This window comes from Pseudomonas baetica (assembly GCF_002813455.1).
Taxonomy (GTDB): domain Bacteria; phylum Pseudomonadota; class Gammaproteobacteria; order Pseudomonadales; family Pseudomonadaceae; genus Aquipseudomonas; species Aquipseudomonas baetica.
In genome coordinates, this window is sequence record NZ_PHHE01000001.1 from 4,525,645 (window position 1) to 4,542,541 (window position 16,897).

Genomic DNA, 16,897 nt, shown 5'->3' on the forward strand with positions numbered 1-16,897 from the left:
TCTTATTTTCAACCGCTTATCCCCCAGCCCGGGAAATCCGGGCCGGGCAGGGCGTCAACGTAGCTGGAATCTCGCGGTATTGGCGCTCAACGCATGGCTGCCCTGGCTCAGGGTGTCCGCCGCCAGATTCACCGCCCGCGCACCTTCAAGCAAACGCACTGCGGCCTGATCGACCTGCTGGATATTGCCGCTGACCTCATCGGCGGTGCTCGCTTGCTCTTCCACCGCCGTGGCGATCTGCGCGAGGGTGTCGGTGACGCTCTGCACGGCGCAGGCAATTTCTCCCAGGCGTTCACCGAGACCGGTGACCGACTCGGCATCGGTTTGCGCCTGGCCGCAAGCGGCTTCCATCAAGCTCACGGCCTCGTTGACCGTAGCGCGCAAGCTGTCGACCGTGCTGGCGATCTGCGCGGTGGACGACTGCGTGCGTTGTGACAGGCTGCGCACTTCGTCAGCGACCACGGCAAAGCCGCGACCTTGTTCACCCGCGCGAGCAGCCTCGATGGCCGCGTTGAGCGCCAACAGGTTGGTTTGCTCGGCGACGCCGCGAATGGTGTCGACCACCAATTGAATCTGCTGACCTTGTTCACTGACCCGACCCAACGCCGCAGCCGTTTCATTCAAACGCTGATTGAGCTGCTGAATACTCGCCGTGGTGCGCTGGCTGTCACGGCTGCTGTCAGCCGCGATGCGCCGGGTGTGCTGGGCGCTGCCGGACGCCTGCTCGCAACTCTGCGCCACGCCTTGCGAGGTCGCGGCCAATTGCGTGGCAGCAGCGGCGATCTGGCTGATCTGTAACTGCTGCGCCTCGACTTCGCTGAGGGCGCCGCTTGAGTGTTCGTTGAGGCTGCGCACGGCGTTGCTCAATTGCGAAGTCTCGTGATCGACACCGAGCATACTGCTGCGCAGTTGCACCACGGCAACGTTGAGCGCAGTGCTGATCGCCGCAAGCTCATCACGCCCCACCACCGGCACCTGCAGGCTCAGGTTGCCATCGCGCAGGGCTTCGGCGAGCAGGGTGATGCCGCTGGCACTGCGGCGGATTGAAGCTTGCAGGCAGATGAACAGATACAGCGCCGCGAGCAGCAGACAGCCGAATATCGCCGCGACGAGGATGAACTGGCGGATCGCCGAGCCGTGGTAGGCATCGAGACGCTGATCCAGCGATACCAATGACTGTTGGCGCAGGGCGGCGAGGTCGGTCAGCAAGGCGTCGAGGCTGCGCTCGAAGTCGTCCGGTTTGAGGTTGATGCTGCCGCCGAACACGCCGTCATCCAGCACCTTCAGACCGCTGTCGAGGTGTTTGAGGCTGTCGTGGTATTGGCTGGCCCAGCTCTGCTGATCTTTCGGCAGGCGTGCTTCCAGCAGCGTGGCGGTTTTGACCAGTTGTTCGCGAGCGTCGCCGATACGGCTGCGCAGGTCGCGTAATTGCAGACGGCTTTGCAGGGTGAACTGGCCGGAGACGACCGAGGCCTGACCGACCGCAGCGAGGCGACCGACGCGTTCGATCAAGTCCGGCGCGTGCTGGGTGGAAATTTGCGTCAACAGATAGGTTTCCAGCCACGGTGCGAGGGTCAGGCGATTGTCCATGACGATCTGCTCGCGCAACGCTTGCAGAGCGCTCAGCGCATTGGTGAAACGGTCGTAACCGTCCGGCCACCAACCGACGCTGCTCAGGCTTTTCGAATCCAGACCATTGAGTGCGGTTTGCAGCGCTTGATAACGGGTGAGGGTTTCGCCTTGCGCTCCTTCATTTTTCAGAGCGTTGCCCAAGTCTGTGGTGGCTTGCAGAACAGCCGGTTGTACTGCATCGAACGCGCCCATGGCGGCAAGCGTCGCCGGCGTCGGTTGGCGATTGGTTTCGGTGGCGCGCCAACGGGCGGCGCGGTCACGTTGCGCGGCGAGCAAGTTGTCCAGCGCATCGAGTGCGAGCAACTGCCGTACACCGGCACGTTCGCCGGAAATCAGATTGAGCTTGTCGCGATAGTCCTGGCCGATCATCAACAGGCTGCCGGCCAACGGCAGAATGAACAGCAGAAACAACAACTGGAATTTACCTGCGAAGCCAAACCGCCCCAGCAATTTGATCCCCGGTGAAAGGAAAGCCTGCATGCCCCATGACTCCTCTGGACACCACGCACCATCGGCGTGCATTGCGGTCTGACGACGTTGACGTTGTGCCCTGCTAAAAGGCCTCGAAAGTTCACTCTCGCCCGCTCTGTAGGCCGGCTATGTAGCGAAACTTCCCATTCTCGGCACCCTTGGTAAGGCCGCCGCGTTCAAGGGATGAAGCAAGGCAAGATTCAGACCATGGCGTTGCGCTATCACCTATATGCCAGATATCAGATTTCCCCCCTGTAGGCGCTGCCGAAGGCTGCGATCTTTTGATCTGTTTTTAGAAGCAAGATCAACAGATCGCAGCCTTCGGCAGCGCCTACAGGATTCGGTCAGTTTAATAGTTAGCTGGCTAAGGGGATGGCGCTGGCGCACCGAAAAATGGCACATTGACGCACCTGCCTGCGGGCACCCATCTGCTGTCCGGAAACTTCCATGGCTATCAGCAACGCTCAGACCGCCGCTGCTTCGGCGCCCGCGGCTCCCCAAAGCAGTCCACTGGTGATGCGTATCATCGGCGCGGTGGCGCTGGCGCATTTGATCAACGACCTGATCCAGTCGGTGCTGCCGTCGATCTACCCGATGCTCAAGGCCAATTACGGCCTGACCTTTACTCAGGTCGGCCTGATCACTTTGACCTTTCAACTGACTGCCTCGTTGTTGCAGCCGTGGGTCGGTTATCACACCGATCGGCATCCGAAGCCGTGGCTATTGCCGGCCGGTTCGATCTGCACGCTGATTGGCATCGTGATGATGTCGATGGTCGGCAGTTTTCCATTGATTCTGCTGGCGGCGGCGCTGATCGGTATCGGCTCCTCGACGTTTCACCCGGAGGCGTCGCGGATTGCGCGGCTGGCCTCAGGGGGGCGTTTCGGTCTGGCGCAATCGACCTTCCAGGTGGGTGGTAACGCCGGTTCCGCATTTGGTCCGTTGCTGGCGGCAGCGATCATCATTCCGTTCGGTCAGGGCAATGTGGCGTGGTTCGGTTTGTTCGCGGTATTTGCGCTGTTCGTGCTGTACCGCATCAGTCGCTGGTACGCCCATCACTTGAACCTGTTCAAGCTCAAGGCAGGCCAGGCGGCGACTCACGGGCTATCGAAGGGCAGGGTGACCAGTGCGTTGGTGGTGCTCGGTTTGCTGGTGTTTTCCAAGTATTTCTACATGGCCAGTCTCACGAGCTATTTCACGTTCTACCTGATCGAGAAGTTCGATTTGTCGGTGGCCAGCTCGCAGTTGCACTTGTTCCTGTTTCTTGGCGCGGTGGCGGCGGGGACCTTCTTCGGTGGGCCGATTGGCGACAAGATCGGACGTAAGGCAGTGATCTGGTTTTCGATCCTCGGCGTGGCGCCGTTTACGCTGCTCATGCCCCATGTCGATCTGTTCTGGACGACCGTCCTCAGCGTGGTGATCGGCTTCATCCTTGCTTCGGCATTCTCGGCGATCGTTGTGTACGCTCAAGAGCTGGTACCGGGCAATGTCGGGATGATCGCCGGGGTGTTCTTTGGTCTGATGTTTGGTTTCGGCGGGATTGGCGCGGCGTTGCTCGGGCATCTGGCGGATGTACACGGGATTGAGTACGTGTATTTCCTTTGCTCGTTCCTGCCACTATTTGGCGTACTGGCGATTTTCCTGCCACGCACCAAAAAGACCTGACGCCACACAAATCCAACTGTGGGAGCGGGCTTGCTCGCGAATGCGATGTATCAGCTATAGATGTACTGACTGACTGACTGACACGACGCCTTCGCGAGCAAGCCCGCTCCCACAGGGGAATTGCGTACAGCCATAAATTTCAGGCACAAAAAAGCCGCGTATCAAACGCGGCTTTTTCTTGAGCGGTGTTGCTTAGACGTTGAAGCGGAAGTGCATCACGTCGCCGTCTTTAACGATGTAGTCCTTGCCTTCCAGGCGCCATTTACCGGCTTCTTTGGTGCCGGCTTCGCCCTTGTACTGGATGAAGTCGTTGTAGGCGATGACTTCGGCGCGGATGAAGCCTTTCTCGAAGTCGGTGTGGATCACGCCGGCAGCCTGAGGTGCGGTGGCGCCGACTTTGACGGTCCAGGCGCGGACTTCTTCAACACCGGCGGTGAAGTAGGTCTGCAGGTGCAGCATTTCGTAGCCGGCGCGGATCACGCGGTTCAGGCCAGGCTCTTCCAGGCCCAGGGCCTCGAGGAACATGTCTTTCTCTTCGCCGTCATCCAGCTCGGCGATTTCTGCTTCGATCTTGTTGCAGACCGGAACAACTATGGCGCCTTCTTCTTCGGCGATGGCGCGAACCACGTCCAGGTGCGGGTTGTTCTCGAAACCGTCTTCAGCGACGTTGGCGATGTACATGACCGGTTTGGTGGTCAGCAGGTGGAAGCCCTTGATCACTGCCTTTTCGTCAGTGCTCATGTTCTTCATCAGGCTGCGTGCCGGCTTGGCTTCGGTGAAGTGCGCGATCAGTTGCTCCAGCAGAGCCTTCTGAACCACAGCGTCCTTGTCACCGCCCTTGGCGTTACGCGCGACTTTCTGCAGTTGCTTCTCGCAGCTGTCGAGGTCGGCGAAGATCAGTTCCAGGTCGATGATTTCGATGTCGCGTTTCGGGTCGACGCTGTTGGAAACGTGGATCACGTTTTCGTCTTCGAAGCAGCGTACGACGTGAGCGATGGCGTCGGTTTCACGGATGTTGGCCAAGAACTTGTTGCCCAGGCCTTCACCTTTCGAGGCGCCGGCTACCAGGCCTGCGATGTCGACGAACTCCATGGTGGTCGGCAGGATGCGCTTCGGATTGACGATGGCCGCCAAGGCTTCCAGACGCGGATCCGGCATCGGCACGATGCCGCTATTGGGCTCGATGGTGCAGAAGGGGAAGTTCTCGGCCGCGATCCCGGATTTGGTCAGGGCGTTGAACAGGGTGGACTTGCCGACGTTAGGCAGGCCGACGATGCCGCAATTGAATCCCATGGTGTTTCCCCTCGGTAAAGAGTCAGGCCTTCTGGCTGTGCAGGTTTTTCATCGCACGGTTCCATTCACCGGCGAGGATATCCGGCAGCACGCCGAGGGCAAAATCGATGCTGGCATCGAGTTTTTCCTGTTCGGCGCGTGGCGCACGACCCAGGACGAAATTTGAAACCATACTGGCGACGCCCGGGTGGCCGATGCCAAGCCGCAGGCGGTAGAACGTATTCTGATTGCCCAGTTGCGCGATGATGTCGCGCAACCCGTTGTGACCGCCATGGCCGCCGCCCTGCTTGAGCTTGGCGACGCCCGGAGGCAGATCGAGTTCGTCGTGCGCCACCAGGATTTCTTCAGGCTTGATGCGGAAGAAACCGGCGAGTGCCGCCACGGCCTGGCCGCTGCGGTTCATGTAGGTGGTGGGAATCAGCAGACGAACATCCTGACCCTGATGCGAATAGCGCCCGGTCAGGCCGAAATATTTGCGATCGGCCACAAGACTCACATTCTGTGCGTGGGCGATGCGCTCAACAAAAAGGGCCCCTGCGTTATGCCGGGTCTGTTCGTATTCAGCGCCTGGATTTCCCAGGCCAACGATCAGTTTGATGGCAGTCACGATAGGGGCCCTTCCTTGGAGTGGTGGATAACATCGCCGCGATCCGGGAAAGCGGCGAAAGTGGACGAAAATTGCTCATTTACCATGAATGTAAACTCCGCGTTCTCGCCCGCTTTCTCGCTACGCTCAGTCCGCGATGTTTCCGGTCACTCCGGCGAACAGAGTGAAATTACTCTGCTGCGCCTTCTTCGGTAGCTTCTGGAGCAACACGTGGAGCGTGGACGTTGGCAACAGCCTTGTCATCGCCGTGTGCCAGAGCAACGAATTCAACGCCTTTCGGAGCTTTGAGGTCCGAGAGGTGAATGATCGAACCGATTTCAGCGTTAGCCAGGTCGACTTCGATGAACTCAGGCAGATCTTTCGGCAGGCAAGTTACTTCGATTTCAGCAACAACGTGCGAAATCTCGCCGCCTTTCTTCACTGGAGCAGCTTCGTTGATGAAGTGCACAGGAACGATAGCGGTCAGTTTCTGGCCAGCTACAACGCGTACGAAGTCAGCGTGCATCACGTGGCCTTTGGCCGGGTGACGTTGCAGAGCTTTGATGATTACGTTTTGCTTGGTGCCGCCAACGTTCAGCTCGATGATGTGGCTGTAAGCCGCTTCGTTTTCGAGCAGTTTGGCAACTTCTTTGGCCAGCATGCTGATGGATTCAGGGGCTTTTTCGCCACCGTAAACAACAGCTGGAACCAGAGCGGCGAGACGACGCAGGCGGCGGCTCGCACCTTTCCCCAGGTCGGAACGCACTTCAGCATTCAGAGTAAAATCGTTCATTTTGTATCTCCAAAATAGCCATGACCGGAGTGGCGTTTGCGACCAGCGCCAAACACGGTATGGGCAAAAAAGCCCCGCCCCGACAGGAATGCCGGGGCGGGGCGCTTTTCGTCAACGAGACATCTCGAGAAGGGCAGGGCCCTTAACGGAACATCGCGCTGATCGATTCTTCGTTGCTGATGCGGCGAACCGCTTCGGCAACAACCGGTGCGATATCCAGTTGACGGATACGTGCACAGGCTTGTGCGGCAGCGGACAGCGGGATGGTGTTAGTCACCACCAGCTCGTCCAGCACGGAATTTTCGATATTCTCGATGGCCCGACCCGACAGCACAGGGTGTGTGCAGTAGGCAAAGACCTTGGCTGCGCCATGCTCTTTCAGGGCCTTGGCCGCGTGGCACAGAGTGCCGGCGGTATCGACCATGTCATCGACCAGAATGCAGGTACGCCCTTCGACATCACCGATGATATGCATCACTTCAGAGTGATTGGCTTTCTCACGGCGTTTGTCGATGATCCCGAGATCCACGCCCAGCGACTTGGCAACAGCACGTGCACGCACGACGCCACCAATGTCCGGGGACACGATCATCAGGTTTTCGAAGCGCTGATCTTCAATGTCATCCACCAGAACCGGGGAGCCGTAGATGTTATCTACCGGAATATCGAAGAAACCCTGAATCTGGTCAGCATGCAGATCAACCGTGAGAACACGGTCGATGCCGACTACGGTAAGCATGTCAGCGACGACTTTCGCGCTGATAGCCACACGTGCGGAACGCGGACGGCGATCCTGACGGGCATAACCAAAATAAGGAATAACAGCAGTGATACGAGTAGCCGAGGAGCGGCGGAAGGCATCAGCCATCACTACCAGTTCCATCAGGTTATCGTTGGTCGGAGCGCAAGTCGGCTGAATAATGAAAACGTCTTTACCGCGAACGTTTTCATTGATCTCGGCAGTAATTTCGCCGTCGGAAAACTTGCCGACAGAGATGTCACCGAGAGGGATATGCAGCTGACGTACAACACGCCGAGCCAGATCGGGGTTAGCGTTCCCCGTAAAGACCATCATCTTGGACACGCGCAGTACCTAGAGGCTGAGGGTAACCTGGATGAGTATAGAAAATGGCAGGGGCGGCTGGATTCGAACCAACGCATGGCAGGATCAAAACCTGCTGCCTTACCGCTTGGCGACGCCCCTGTATCTGTTGCATCAAGTGCCGAGCACTTGGTTCCTTTAGAGCAGACTTTGCAGCTTGCGATGCAACATCGAAATGTTGCTTCCTTTTGCTACAAACCCTGTAAAGGTCTCTGTCAGAAGGGCCGAGACTTTATCAGCTTCAGCTTTGCTTGGGAAGCCCCCAAACACACAACTTCCAGTTCCGGTGAGCTTTGCTTCGGTAAATTTACCTAACAAATCCAATGCGTTACGTACTTCTGGATAACGCCTTGCAACCACCGGCAAGCAGTCATTTCGACTGTTTCCCTCGGGAACGGGGCGCACTTTAATGGGCGGCGTGTTACGTGTCAACAAAGGATCGGAAAAAATTTCTGCCGTACTTACAGAGACTTGCGGCACGAGCACCAGATACCACGGTTCTTCAGGGTCGACCGGGGTGAGTTTTTCGCCCACGCCCTCGGCAAACGCCGCGTGGCCACGGACGAAAACCGGCACGTCGGCTCCGAGCGCCAAGCCCAGTGCGGCGAGTCGATCTTCATCCCAACCCAACTGCCACAAATAATTGAGGCCCAGCAAAGTGGTCGCCGCATTCGAACTGCCGCCACCGATGCCGCCACCCATGGGCAGAACCTTGTCGATCCAGATATCGATGCCAAGTGAACAGTCGGATTGTTCCTGCAATATTTTCGCCGCGCGCACGATCAGGTTGCTGTCGTGGGGCACGTCGGCGAACTCGGTGTGCAGGCGGATCACGCCGTCATCGCGCACGGCAAAAGTGATTTCATCGCCGTAATCGACAAACTGAAACAGCGTCTGCAACTCGTGATAACCGTCTTCACGGCGACCGAGAATGTGCAGCATCAGGTTGAGTTTGGCCGGCGACGGCAGGGTCAGGCGTGGAGCGGTCATGCGTTATTGCCCCAGTTTGCGCGGTTGCCAGGTCTTGATCACCAGCGTCACGTCCAGGTCAGTGCCATGCAGCTTGATGCGCTCGGGCAACCAGTAACCATTTTGTTCGGTGTAGGCGGTGTACTCGACTTTCCAGCCATCCTGTTCAAGGTTGGCCAGGCGGCTGTCGGCATCCAGGCTCAAACGGCTTTTGCTGTCCGGTGCCGGCAGGCCACGGACCCACCAGGCGAGGTTCGAAACCGGCAGTTTCCAGCCAAGCTGTTCTTCGAGCAGCGCTTCCGGCGACTGCGATTCGTAGCGGCCCTGATTGGCCACTTCCAGCGACACCTTGCCCGGACGCCCGGTCAGGCGTGCCGCGCCACGGCCCAGCGGACCCGACAGACGAATGTCGTAATAGTCCTGACGTTGCAGCCAGAACAACGTGCCGCTACCGGAGTCTTTCGGGGCACGGATGCCGATCTTGCCGTCAATCTGCCAGCCATCGAGGCCGGTCAGTTGCTGTTTGTTCGCGGCCCATTGAGCGGGGCTGCCGTGGCCCTCGACCGATTCACGAGCGCCGAAGCCCGCGCAACCGGCGAGCAGGGCGATGAAGCTGAAAACAATAACGTGGCGCAAAAACATGAGTTAAAGAGTCTCTGATCCGGTCAGGCGCTTGATGGTGCTGCGCAGAATGGTGCTGTCGGGCTGATCCTTGAGGAATTTGCCCCAGATTTGTTTGGCTTCGCGCTGGTTGCCCTTGGTCCACAACACTTCGCCCAAATGTGCGGCGACTTCGTGGTCCGGGAAACGCTCCAGCGCCTGACGCAGATATTTTTCGGCGTCGTCCAGATTGCCCATGCGATAGTTCACCCAGCCAAGGCTGTCGAGTACCGCCGGGTCTTCCGGATTGATCTTGTGTGCCTGCTCGATGAGTGCCTTGGCTTCAGCGTAGCGGGTCGTACGGTCAGACAGGGTGTAGCCCAAAGCGTTCAGCGCCATGGCGTTGTCCGGATCACGCTTGATGATCAGGCGCAGGTCTTTTTCCATCTGCGCCAGGTCATTGCGTTTTTCCGCCAGCATGGCCCGGGTGTACAGCAGGTTCAGATCGTCCGGGTATTGCAGCAAGGCTTGCTGCAAGACTTTCCAGGCCTTGTCGTCCTGTTTGTTGGCCGACAGGGTTTCCGATTCGATGAGGTACAACTGGACCGCGTAATCCGGTTGTTCGTCACGCTCGGTTGCCAGTTTGCTTTGTGCTTCGGCGGTCTTGCCGTTGTTCATCAGAATATCGGCCTGACGTAATTGCGCAGGCAGATAATCATTACCGGGGCCGACCTGGGCATATTCGATCAACGCGCCCTGCGGGTCGTTACGCTCTTCAGCGATGCGACCGAGGTTCAGGTGCGCCGAATCGACATGACTTTCCCGGGCGATCAGGTCTTCCAGATAACCTTTGGCCTCATCCCAGGCCTTGGCTTCCAGGCAGACCAGAGCCAGCGAGTAACGCAGTTCATCGTCTTCCGGGTATTGCTGAACGAGGCTGGAGAACTCGGCCTTGGCGTCGTCCATCCGGTCCTGTTCAACCAGCATGCGCGCGTAAGTCAGGCGCAGGCGCTTGTCGTCCGGGTATTTTTTGATGTTCTTTTTCAGCAGCGGCAAGGCTTCGTCGCCACGGCTCAACAGTTGAAGCAGGCGTGCACGCAGCAGGATCGGCGCGATTTCGCCGTCATCCGGCGGATTGTCTTCGAGCAGGGCCAGGGCGGCTTTGTTGTCGCCATCCTGTTGCAAGAGCAGGGCTTTGCCGAAAATCAGCTGGCTGTTGTTCGGGTGACGCTGCAGCAGACGGTCGAAACTTTTCATCAGGCCGTTGCGGGTTTCCTGATCGGTATCGGCCGCCGACAGTGCGAGGAAGTCGAAATGGGTATCGCCCTTGCCTTGCAGGACTTTCTCCATATAGACCATCGAGTCGTCGTAACGCCCGGCACGTGCCAGTTGCACGGCGGCGGCGCGTTGCGCTTCGAGGTCGTCCGGGGCGTTTTTCGCCCAGATCAGCGCGGTATCGAGGGCCGGTTGATCGGCGCCCAGGTACTCGGCGATACGGAATGCACGCTCGGAGACGCCCGGATCCTGAGTGTTGATGGCCTGGGTCACGTAGTTGTCCAGGGCAATGTCGAAACGATTGCGCTGGCCGGCGAGTTCGGCGCTCAGCAGGCTGAACACGGTTTCTTCGCTGAACGAGCTGTAAACCTTTGGCTTTTCAGGCGCGGGCGTGGTGTCTTCGACCGACGGCGTACCGTCCGGCGCAACGGGGGCCAGGGCCTGGCAGCCGCTGAGGAAGACAAAAGCAAGGAGCAACGCGGAGGATCTATTCATATAGGAAGAGGACGACTAACCTGCGGTCGGATCATCATGACACAAGCCTTCGGCCAAACATAACCGAGTCTCAATTGTGCCCATTATAGGGGCGGACAATTGGGACAATAGTCAGCGGTAGTTGTTCTGAATCTGGCGAAGGTGGACAATTGCCGGCTTCACGTCACCATCAGCGACCTTGAATGGCCTTCCTTGCACTCGGTATTAACCACAAGACTGCTTCTGTAGACGTCCGCGAGCGCGTGGCCTTTACCCCTGAGCAATTGGTTGAGGCCTTGCAGCAGCTCTGCCGACTGACCGACAGCCGCGAAGCTGCGATCCTCTCCACCTGCAATCGCAGTGAGCTTTATATAGAACAGGATCAGCTTTCGGCCGATATCGTGCTGCGCTGGCTGGCCGACTATCACCATTTAAGCCTCGATGAGCTGCGCGCGAGTGCTTATGTGCATGAAGATGATGCGGCAGTTCGTCACATGATGCGCGTCGCCTCCGGGCTCGACTCGCTGGTACTGGGCGAACCGCAGATTCTCGGCCAGATGAAATCGGCCTACGCTGTGGCCCGCGAAGCCGGCACCATCGGCCCGCTGCTGGGGCGACTGTTTCAGGCAACGTTCAATGCCGCCAAGCAGGTGCGAACCGACACCGCCATCGGTGAAAACCCGGTGTCCGTGGCGTTTGCGGCGGTCAGCCTGGCGAAACAGATTTTCAGTGATTTGCAACGCAGCCAGGCCTTGCTGATCGGCGCCGGCGAGACCATCACCCTGGTCGCCCGCCATCTGCATGAGCTGGGGGTCAAGCGCATCGTCGTCGCCAACCGCACGCTGGAGCGCGCCAGCTTGTTGGCCGAGCAGTTCGGCGCCCACGCGGTGTTGCTCTCGGACATTCCGGCGGAACTGGTGCGCAGCGATATCGTCATCAGTTCGACCGCCAGTCAGTTACCGATTCTCGGCAAGGGCGCGGTCGAGAGCGCGCTGAAGCTGCGCAAGCACAAGCCGATCTTCATGGTCGACATCGCCGTTCCCCGGGACATCGAACCGGAAGTCGGCGAGTTGGACGACGTTTACCTGTATAGCGTCGACGATCTCCACGAAGTGGTCGCCGAAAACCTCAAGAGCCGCCAAGGCGCGGCGCAAGCGGCCGAAGAGATGGTCTCGGTCGGCGCCGACGATTTTATGGTGCGCCTGCGCGAACTGGCGGCAGTCGACGTGCTCAAGGCCTATCGTCAACAGAGCGAACGCCTGCGCGACGAAGAGCTGCAAAAAGCCCTGCGTCTGCTGGCTAACGGCGGCAACGCCGAAGATGTGCTCGGCCAATTGGCCCGTGGCCTGACCAATAAACTCTTGCACGCACCCAGCGTGCAATTGAAAAAGCTTTCTGCCGAAGGCCGCCTCGATGCGCTGGCCATGGCCCAGGAACTCTTTGCCCTCGAGGGCTCACCGGATAGCTTTTCGGATAAAAAACCGCAATGAAAGCGTCACTGCTCAATAAGCTGGATGTTCTCCAGGACCGTTTCGAGGAACTGACCGCGTTGCTCGGCGACGGCGAAGTCATTTCCGATCAGGCCAAATTTCGCGCTTATTCCAAGGAATACGCTGAACTCGAGCCGGTCGTAAACGCCTATAAAAAGCTGCTCAGCGTACAAGGTGATCTTGAAGGCGCGCAGGCGCTGCTCAAGGACAACGACCCGGACATGCGTGAAATGGCCGTGGAAGAAGTCCGCGAAGCCAAGGAATTGCTGGTCACGCTGGAATCCGACCTGCAACGCATGCTGCTGCCCAAGGATCCCAACGACGGGCGCAATGTCTTTCTCGAAATTCGCGCCGGCACCGGTGGCGACGAGGCGGCGATCTTCTCTGGCGACCTGTTCCGCATGTACTCGCGTTACGCCGAACGCCGTGGCTGGCGTGTGGAGATCCTCTCGGAAAACGAAGGCGAACACGGTGGCTATAAAGAAGTCATCGCCCGCATCGAAGGTGACAACGTTTACGGCAAGCTGAAATTCGAATCCGGCGCGCACCGCGTACAGCGTGTGCCCGCCACCGAATCCCAAGGCCGTATCCATACCTCGGCCTGCACCGTGGCGGTATTGCCGGAGCCGGACGAGCGCGAAGCCATCGAGATCAACCCGGCGGATTTGCGCGTCGACACGTTCCGCTCCTCCGGAGCCGGCGGTCAGCACGTCAACACCACCGACTCGGCGATCCGCATCACGCACATACCGACCGGCACCGTCGTCGAGTGTCAGGAAGAGCGCTCCCAGCACAAGAACCGTGCCCGGGCGATGGCGTGGCTGTCGGCCAAGCTCAACGATCAGCAAACCGCCGCGGCGGCCAATGCAATCGCCAGCGAGCGTAAATTGCTCGTCGGTTCCGGTGATCGTTCCGAGCGCATTCGCACCTATAACTATGCTCAAGGCCGGGTCACCGACCATCGCGTCAACCTGACCCTGTACTCGCTCGATGAAATTCTCGCCGGCGGCGTGGAGGCGGTGATCGAGCCGTTGCTGGCCGAATACCAGGCTGACCAACTCGCTGCGATAGGTGAATAAATGACCATCATTGCCAGCCTGTTGCGCGCCGCCGAACTGCCGGACTCGCCCACCGCGCGTCTGGACGCCGAACTGCTTCTGGCGGCGGCGCTGGGTAAGTCGCGCAGTTTTCTCCACACCTGGCCCGAGCGCATTGTGCCAACGGAAGCCGCGCAGACCTTTGCTGCCTACCTGCAACGTCGTCGTGGCGGCGAGCCAGTGGCTTACATTCTTGGTCAGCAAGGTTTCTGGAAACTTGATCTGGAAGTCGCGCCGCATACGCTGATCCCGCGCCCCGACACTGAACTGCTGGTGGAAGCAGCGTTGGAGTTATTGCCCGCGACCCCGGCCAAAGTCCTCGACCTCGGTACTGGTAGCGGCGCGATTGCCCTGGCTCTGGCCAGTGAGCGTCCGGCGTGGCAGGTTACTGCGGTGGATCGCATTCTGGAAGCCGTGGCCCTGGCCGAGCGCAATCGCCAGCGCCTGAGCCTGAACAACGCCATCGTGCTGAGCAGCCATTGGTTCAGCGCCCTTGAAGGCCAGCGTTTTGAGCTGATCATCAGCAACCCGCCGTACATCGCGTCCGCCGATCCGCATCTGGTCGAAGGCGATGTGCGCTTCGAACCGGCCAGTGCGCTGGTGGCCGGTGAGGATGGGCTCGACGATCTGCGTCTGATCGTCACCCAGGCGCCGGATCATCTGGACGCCGGTGGCTGGCTGATGCTCGAACACGGCTATGATCAAGCCGAAGCCGTGCGCGATCTGTTGATCACTCGTGGTTTCGAAGAAGTCCACAGCCGTACCGATCTGGGCGGCCATCAACGCATCAGCCTGGGGCGCCTGCCGTGCTGAATGATCAGGAGTTGCTGCGCTACAGCCGGCAGATTCTGCTGCAACACATCGACATCGATGGGCAATTGAAGCTCAAGGAAAGCCGCGTGCTGATCGTCGGTCTCGGCGGTCTGGGTGCGCCGGTTGCCTTGTATCTGGCGGCGGCAGGTGTCGGCGAACTGCATCTGGCGGATTTCGACACGGTCGATCTGACCAACCTGCAACGCCAGATCATTCATGACACCGACAGCGTCGGCATGAGCAAGGTCGACTCGGCGCTCAAGCGTCTGGGGGCGATCAATCCCGAGATCAACCTGGTCGCTCATCGTCAGGCGCTGGATGAGGATTCCCTTGCCGCCGTTGTGGCGGCGGTGGATCTGGTGCTCGATTGTTCCGATAATTTTTCCACCCGCGAAGCGGTCAACGCCGCGTGTGTGGCTGCGCGTAAACCGTTGGTCAGCGGTGCGGCGATTCGCCTGGAAGGGCAGCTCTCCGTCTTCGATCCGCGTCGCGCCGAGAGCCCGTGCTACCACTGTCTGTACGGCCACGGCAGCGAAGCCGAACTGACCTGCAGCGAGGCCGGCGTGATCGGGCCGCTGGTGGGGCTGGTCGGCAGTCTGCAGGCGCTTGAGGCGTTGAAAGTCTTGGTCGGCTTCGGTGAGCCGCTGGTTGGCCGTTTGCTGTTGATCGATGCCTTGGGCTCGCGTTTCCGCGAGTTGCGAGTCAAGCGTGATCCAGGTTGCAGTGTCTGTGGGGCGCACCATGCGTGAGGCGCCGGTCGGCGTGTTCGATTCCGGTGTCGGCGGCTTGTCGGTATTGGCGGAAATCCAGCGCTTGCTGCCCAATGAGTCACTGCTGTATTTCGCCGATTGCGGGCACATTCCTTATGGTGAGAAAACTCCGGAATTCATCCGCCAGCGTTGCAGCGTGATGGCCGGTTTTTTCCGCGAGCAGGGCGCCAAGGCTTTGGTGGTCGCCTGCAATACCGCGACGGTAGCGGCTGCTGCCGATCTGCGCCGTGACTTTCCCGACTGGCCGATCGTTGGCATGGAGCCAGCGGTGAAACCGGCGGCCGCAGCAACTCGCAGTGGTGTGGTCGGCGTACTGGCCACCACTGGCACCTTGCAAAGTGCCAAGTTCGCCGCTTTGCTCGACCGCTTTGCCACTGATGTGCGCGTGATTACGCAACCGTGTCCGGGTCTGGTCGAGTTGATCGAAAGTGGCGATCTGCACAGCGCCGAGTTGCGCCAGTTGCTGCAAAGCTATGTCGATCCGCTGCTGGCCAAGGGTTGCGACACCATTATTCTCGGCTGCACGCACTATCCCTTTCTCAAGCCGATGCTCAAGTCGATGATCCCCGCGGACATCAGCCTGATCGATACCGGCGCCGCTGTGGCGCGGCAACTTCAGCGCTTATTGGTCGAGCGCAATCTGCTCGCCGAGGGGCCAAGTCAAGCGACGAAATTCTGGACCAGCGCCGATCCGGGTCATTTCAGAAAAGTCCTTCCTGTGCTGTGGCATTCGTCTGGCAGCGTAAAACCCTTCGATTTGTAAAAATAATGTGAAACAAACATGGAAATCGGCTGAACTTCTGTTCGAGCGCAGATTTCTATAGCGTTGAATCACCTTAAAAACCAAACGATCGTTCCGGAAAGGGAAGTTTCAAAGTGAAGCGACTATTCTGCTTGGCCGCGATTGCGGCCGCACTGATGGGGCAAAGCATTACTGCACAAGCTGCCGGCGTTGAATTCGCCGTCGGTGCTACCAGCGATTCGACCATGACTTATCGCCTGGGGATGAATTTTGACTGGGACAAGAGCTGGCTACAGAGTGACGTCGGTCGCCTGACCGGTTACTGGAGTGGCGCCTATACCTACTGGGAAGGTGACAAGACGTCCAGCAACAACAGCCTGTCGTTCTCGCCTGTATTCGTTTACGAGTTTGCCGGTCAGTCGGTCAAACCGTATATCGAGGCGGGGATTGGTGTAGCGGCGTTCTCCAACACCCAATACGAATCGAACAATCTCGGCGGCTCCTTCCAGTTCGAAGACCGTATCGGGTTTGGTCTGCGTTTCAATGGCGGGCATGAAGTCGGGATTCGTGCGACGCACTATTCCAACGCCGGCCTGGCCAGCGACAACGACGGTGTAGAAAGCTACGCGCTGCATTACACGATGCCACTGTAAGAACGACGTTCCAACAGCCTGCATCAAACCTTGTGGGAGCGGGCTTGCTCGCGAATAGGGTGTATCAGTCGACAGGTGAGTTGATTGACCCACCGCTTTCGCGAGCAAGCCCGCTCCCACATTTGGTTTTTTTTGGGGGGGGGGCGGGATCAGCGGTATACCGTGGCGATACCCTGGCGCTCTTCGATGCACTCGGGTGAGCCCATCTCGAACTCGCGACAAATCAGCGGACGCTTCTCATAGATCGTGCACATCATCGTGTCGCGATCCAGTGCCGCACACCAGCCGTCGTCCAGACGCAGCATCACTTCGCCGCCCCACTCATCGGTATCGATAAAGCGATCAGGCACGCCGGTGTCGGTGATCAGCATCACTTCGAGCTGGCAGCAGCACGCTGCGCAAGTCGAACAGGTGACCGCCGGTTCGGTGATTTGCTGGTGGGGAATGGTTTTCATGGCCGGCAGTGTAAGGC

Annotated in this window: 16 protein-coding genes and 1 tRNA gene; 7 read left to right on the forward strand and 10 right to left on the reverse strand. The window is 59.1% G+C overall.

The annotated features are described in order from the left end of the window. Positions 1 to 54 precede the first annotated feature (54 nt). Entirely contained in the window at positions 55 to 2,112 is a 2,058-nt protein-coding gene (locus ATI02_RS20960; RefSeq protein WP_100847222.1) for a methyl-accepting chemotaxis protein, read from the reverse strand. A 438-nt stretch (positions 2,113 to 2,550) separates the two neighbouring features. Here ATI02_RS20960 and ATI02_RS20965 point away from each other — a divergent pair, with 438 nt between their 5' ends. After that, positions 2,551 to 3,768, forward strand: a complete 1,218-nt coding sequence (locus ATI02_RS20965; protein WP_100847223.1) for an MFS transporter — start codon at positions 2,551 to 2,553, stop codon at positions 3,766 to 3,768. Positions 3,769 to 3,960: 192 nt separating this feature from the next. On the opposite strand, the gene ychF is transcribed toward ATI02_RS20965, so the two are convergent. The 8 genes from ychF to ATI02_RS21005 form a co-directional block, all read right to left on the reverse strand. Continuing rightward, positions 3,961 to 5,061 carry a redox-regulated ATPase YchF gene (ychF, locus tag ATI02_RS20970; protein ID WP_095190624.1) on the reverse strand — a complete coding sequence of 367 codons (1,101 nt, stop codon included), beginning with the start codon at positions 5,059 to 5,061 and terminating at the stop codon, positions 3,961 to 3,963. 22 nt (positions 5,062 to 5,083) lie between these two features. Beyond that, complete coding sequence (gene pth, locus ATI02_RS20975) at positions 5,084 to 5,668, reverse strand: aminoacyl-tRNA hydrolase (RefSeq protein ID WP_095190623.1); 585 nt, start codon at positions 5,666 to 5,668, stop codon at positions 5,084 to 5,086. A gap of 169 nt (positions 5,669 to 5,837) precedes the next feature. After that, a complete protein-coding gene (locus ATI02_RS20980; protein WP_025109353.1) occupies positions 5,838 to 6,440 on the reverse strand; it encodes a 50S ribosomal protein L25/general stress protein Ctc in 603 nt (200 codons plus the stop codon). A gap of 142 nt (positions 6,441 to 6,582) precedes the next feature. Then, entirely contained in the window at positions 6,583 to 7,524 is a 942-nt protein-coding gene (locus ATI02_RS20985) for a ribose-phosphate pyrophosphokinase (protein ID WP_003171603.1), read from the reverse strand. 45 nt (positions 7,525 to 7,569) lie between these two features. Further along, positions 7,570 to 7,644: transfer RNA gene (locus ATI02_RS20990), tRNA-Gln, on the reverse strand. A 36-nt stretch (positions 7,645 to 7,680) separates the two neighbouring features. After that, positions 7,681 to 8,532: a 4-(cytidine 5'-diphospho)-2-C-methyl-D-erythritol kinase gene (gene ispE / locus ATI02_RS20995; protein ID WP_100847224.1), complete on the reverse strand. Its 852-nt coding sequence runs from the start codon at positions 8,530 to 8,532 to the stop codon at positions 7,681 to 7,683. 3 nt (positions 8,533 to 8,535) lie between these two features. After that, on the reverse strand, positions 8,536 to 9,153 hold the full coding sequence (gene lolB, locus ATI02_RS21000) for a lipoprotein insertase outer membrane protein LolB (RefSeq protein WP_095190620.1): 618 nt from the start codon (positions 9,151 to 9,153) through the stop codon (positions 8,536 to 8,538). A 3-nt stretch (positions 9,154 to 9,156) separates the two neighbouring features. Further along, complete coding sequence (locus tag ATI02_RS21005; protein ID WP_100847225.1) at positions 9,157 to 10,881, reverse strand: tetratricopeptide repeat protein; 1,725 nt, start codon at positions 10,879 to 10,881, stop codon at positions 9,157 to 9,159. A 182-nt stretch (positions 10,882 to 11,063) separates the two neighbouring features. On the opposite strand from ATI02_RS21005, the gene hemA reads away from it, so the two are divergent. The 6 genes from hemA to ATI02_RS21035 all read left to right on the forward strand — a co-directional run bounded on the left by hemA (position 11,064) and on the right by ATI02_RS21035 (position 16,425). Beyond that, positions 11,064 to 12,350 carry a glutamyl-tRNA reductase gene (gene hemA, locus ATI02_RS21010; RefSeq protein WP_007951716.1) on the forward strand — a complete coding sequence of 429 codons (1,287 nt, stop codon included), beginning with the start codon at positions 11,064 to 11,066 and terminating at the stop codon, positions 12,348 to 12,350. After that, positions 12,347 to 13,429, forward strand: coding sequence for a peptide chain release factor 1 (gene prfA / locus ATI02_RS21015; protein WP_095190617.1), 1,083 nt, complete (start codon positions 12,347 to 12,349; stop codon positions 13,427 to 13,429). The genes hemA and prfA overlap by 4 nt, the downstream gene beginning before the upstream one ends. Continuing rightward, the gene (prmC, locus tag ATI02_RS21020) at positions 13,430 to 14,260 is read left to right on the forward strand and encodes a peptide chain release factor N(5)-glutamine methyltransferase (RefSeq protein WP_100847226.1); all 831 of its coding nucleotides are present in this window, start codon (positions 13,430 to 13,432) and stop codon (positions 14,258 to 14,260) included. Further along, on the forward strand, positions 14,254 to 15,009 hold the full coding sequence (locus tag ATI02_RS21025) for a molybdopterin-synthase adenylyltransferase MoeB (RefSeq protein ID WP_095190615.1): 756 nt from the start codon (positions 14,254 to 14,256) through the stop codon (positions 15,007 to 15,009). The genes prmC and ATI02_RS21025 overlap by 7 nt, the downstream gene beginning before the upstream one ends. After that, positions 15,002 to 15,793, forward strand: a complete 792-nt coding sequence (murI, locus tag ATI02_RS21030) for a glutamate racemase (RefSeq protein ID WP_100847227.1) — start codon at positions 15,002 to 15,004, stop codon at positions 15,791 to 15,793. The genes ATI02_RS21025 and murI overlap by 8 nt, the downstream gene beginning before the upstream one ends. 113 nt (positions 15,794 to 15,906) lie before the next feature. Further along, positions 15,907 to 16,425 (forward strand): acyloxyacyl hydrolase, encoded by a 519-nt coding sequence (locus ATI02_RS21035; RefSeq protein ID WP_095190614.1) that lies wholly within the window; start codon positions 15,907 to 15,909, stop codon positions 16,423 to 16,425. Between the two features lie 149 nt (positions 16,426 to 16,574). On the opposite strand, the gene ATI02_RS21045 is transcribed toward ATI02_RS21035, so the two are convergent. Further along, positions 16,575 to 16,880 carry a YkgJ family cysteine cluster protein gene (locus ATI02_RS21045; RefSeq protein ID WP_095190613.1) on the reverse strand — a complete coding sequence of 102 codons (306 nt, stop codon included), beginning with the start codon at positions 16,878 to 16,880 and terminating at the stop codon, positions 16,575 to 16,577. Positions 16,881 to 16,897 lie beyond the last annotated feature (17 nt).

Coding starts and splice junctions, on each gene's coding strand:
- ATI02_RS20960 (WP_100847222.1), bottom strand. CDS start 2,112: ATGCAGGCTTTCCTTTCACCGGGGATCAAATTGCTGGGGCGGTTTGGC.
- ATI02_RS20965 (WP_100847223.1), top strand. CDS start 2,551: ATGGCTATCAGCAACGCTCAGACCGCCGCTGCTTCGGCGCCCGCGGCT.
- ychF (WP_095190624.1), bottom strand. CDS start 5,061: ATGGGATTCAATTGCGGCATCGTCGGCCTGCCTAACGTCGGCAAGTCC.
- ATI02_RS20980 (WP_025109353.1), bottom strand. CDS start 6,440: ATGAACGATTTTACTCTGAATGCTGAAGTGCGTTCCGACCTGGGGAAA.
- ispE (WP_100847224.1), bottom strand. CDS start 8,532: ATGACCGCTCCACGCCTGACCCTGCCGTCGCCGGCCAAACTCAACCTG.
- lolB (WP_095190620.1), bottom strand. CDS start 9,153: ATGTTTTTGCGCCACGTTATTGTTTTCAGCTTCATCGCCCTGCTCGCC.
- ATI02_RS21005 (WP_100847225.1), bottom strand. CDS start 10,881: ATGAATAGATCCTCCGCGTTGCTCCTTGCTTTTGTCTTCCTCAGCGGC.
- hemA (WP_007951716.1), top strand. CDS start 11,064: ATGGCCTTCCTTGCACTCGGTATTAACCACAAGACTGCTTCTGTAGAC.
- prfA (WP_095190617.1), top strand. CDS start 12,347: ATGAAAGCGTCACTGCTCAATAAGCTGGATGTTCTCCAGGACCGTTTC.
- prmC (WP_100847226.1), top strand. CDS start 13,430: ATGACCATCATTGCCAGCCTGTTGCGCGCCGCCGAACTGCCGGACTCG.
- murI (WP_100847227.1), top strand. CDS start 15,002: ATGCGTGAGGCGCCGGTCGGCGTGTTCGATTCCGGTGTCGGCGGCTTG.
- ATI02_RS21045 (WP_095190613.1), bottom strand. CDS start 16,880: ATGAAAACCATTCCCCACCAGCAAATCACCGAACCGGCGGTCACCTGT.